The 2,139-nt window shown below is 64.5% G+C and carries 3 protein-coding genes; 2 read left to right on the top strand and 1 reads right to left on the bottom strand.

All coding sequences use genetic code 11. From position 1 onward, the window contains the following. Together HX786_RS31715 and HX786_RS31710 are read left to right on the top strand one after the other, a co-directional pair. Positions 1-376 (top strand): winged helix-turn-helix domain-containing protein (locus HX786_RS31715; protein ID WP_178913104.1); only part of this gene is annotated, 376 nt, incomplete at its 5' end. After that, the gene (locus tag HX786_RS31710) at positions 369-1,754 is read left to right on the top strand and encodes a sensor histidine kinase (RefSeq protein WP_003212006.1); all 1,386 of its coding nucleotides are present in this window, start codon (positions 369-371) and stop codon (positions 1,752-1,754) included. The genes HX786_RS31715 and HX786_RS31710, both read left to right, overlap by 8 nt. On the opposite strand, the gene HX786_RS31705 is transcribed toward HX786_RS31710, so the two are convergent. Next, on the bottom strand, positions 1,755-2,139 hold a 385-nt coding region (locus tag HX786_RS31705; protein WP_178913103.1), incomplete at its 5' end, for an HDOD domain-containing protein.

The raw sequence follows: 2,139 nt of genomic DNA, 5'->3' as shown, positions 1-2,139 counted from the left end.
GGCCAAGCCGTTCGAACTGACGGAGCTGGAAGCCCGGGTCAAGGCGCTGCTGCGCCGTAGCGTGCTGGGCGGTGAGCGGCAACAGGCGTGTGGTGTGCTGATTTACGACCTGGACACGCGGCGCTTCACCCTGGGCGGCGAATTGCTGACGTTGACCTCCCGCGAGCAGGCGGTGCTTGAGGCGCTGATCGCGCGTCCTGGCCGGGTGATGAGCAAGGAGCAACTGGCTTCCCAGGTGTTTGGCCTGGATGAAGAGGCCAGCCCCGATGCCATCGAAATCTACGTGCACCGCCTGCGCAAGAAACTCGATGGCCAGCCTGTGGCCATCGTCACCTTCCGTGGCCTGGGGTACCTGCTGGAAGCCCGCGATGCATAAGCCCAGCAGCCTGCGCTGGCGCCTGCTGTGGAACCTGGCGCTGTTGCTGGTGGTGTTGATGATTGCCAGCGGCTTGAGCGCTTACTGGAATGGGCGCGAGGCGGCGGACACGGCTTACGACCGAACGCTGTTGGCCTCGGCGCGGACCATTGCGGCCGGCCTGTCCCACCGCGACGGTACCTTGAGTGCCGATGTGCCCTACGTCGCCCTGGATACGTTCGCCTACGACAGCGCCGGGCGGATCTACTACCAGGTCAACGATATTCACCAGAAGCTGATCTCCGGCTACGAAAACCTGCCGGGCCCGCCGCCGGGAACTCCACGCACCGATGACTATCCGGCGCTGGCGCGCTTTTATAACGCCAGGTATCAGGGCCAGAACGTGAGAGTGGTCAGCCTGCTCAAGGCAGTCTCCGAACCGAACATGAACGGCATGGCGGAAATCCGCGTGGCCGAAACCGACGAAGCGCGGGTGGCGATGGCGCGCAGCCTGATGGCCGATACCTTGCTGCGCCTGGGGATGCTGGCCATCGGTGCATTGTTGTTGGTGTTCTTTGCCGTGAGCGCGGCGCTGCGGCCGTTGGAGCGCTTGCGCACGGCCGTGGAAGAGCGTCAGCCCGATGACCTGCGGCCATTGCCGCTGGTGGAAGTGCAGCATGAATTGGGCCCGCTGGTACATGCGCTCAACCATTTCACCGAACGCCTGCGCGGGCAGTTCGAGCGCCAGGCACAGTTTATTGCCGATGCCGCCCATGAGCTGCGCACTCCGTTGGCAGCGCTCAAGGCACGCTTGGAGCTTGGCCTGCGTGCCGAAGATCCGGCTACCTGGCGCACCACCCTGGAAACCGCAGCCCAGGGCACTGATCGCCTGACTCACCTGGCCAATCAATTGCTCTCGCTGGCGCGCATCGAAAACGGCGCCCGGGCGATTGCCGAAGGCGGGGCCCAGTTGCTGGACCTGAGCCAGTTGGCTCGCGAGCTGGGCATGGCCATGGCGCCGCTGGCCCATGCGCGTGGCGTGGCCCTGGCGCTGGAGGCGGATGAACCGGTGTGGCTGCGGGGCGAGCCCACCTTGTTGAACGAGTTGTTGAGCAACCTGGTGGACAACGCCCTGGCCCACACGCCCCCGGGCGGCAACGTGATCTTGCGGGTCACGGCGCCGGCGGTACTTGAGGTGGAAGATGACGGCCCGGGCATCCCGCTGGATGAGCGGGACCGAGTGTTCGAGCGCTTCTATCGGCGCAGCCAGCAGGGCTTGGGGGCGGGCTTGGGGTTGGCGATTGTTGGCGAGATCTGCCGGGCACACCTGGCGCAGATCAGCTTGCATGACGGAGAGTTGGCGGGTTTGAAAGTGCGGGTCAGTTTTATCGCGGGGTAATCAGTAGAACATCGACCGTGCTTCATCCAGCTCGGCGCGCAAGGTGTCGCTGTAGGGGTCGAGTCGCAGCTTCTTGATCGCAGGTACCGTCAATATCGGCACGCTGGCCAGCGGGTGGTCAGTGTCGCGGTGGCAATACAACACGGCGACCTGCACCAGGTCGATATAGTCCAGGCGCTCGGAGTCGCGCTCAAGGTTCATGTACTGCGCCGGCAGGTTCACCAGCATTTCCGGGAAGTCCCAGCGCCGCAGCAGCTTGTCCCCCAGCAACGGGTGGATGCTTTCAATCACGTGATCGAGGCTGACCGGATCGGACAGCAGCTCATAGTGATCTTCGGCGAAGGTCAGGATCGGCAGCACGCCAATCTGGTGCACCAGCCCACCC

The sequence above is a fragment of the Pseudomonas sp. 21615526 genome (genome assembly GCF_013386245.1).
Classification (GTDB): domain Bacteria; phylum Pseudomonadota; class Gammaproteobacteria; order Pseudomonadales; family Pseudomonadaceae; genus Aquipseudomonas.
Note: the sequence above shows the minus strand (reverse complement) of the source record. Positions and strands in the feature narration are given on the sequence as shown.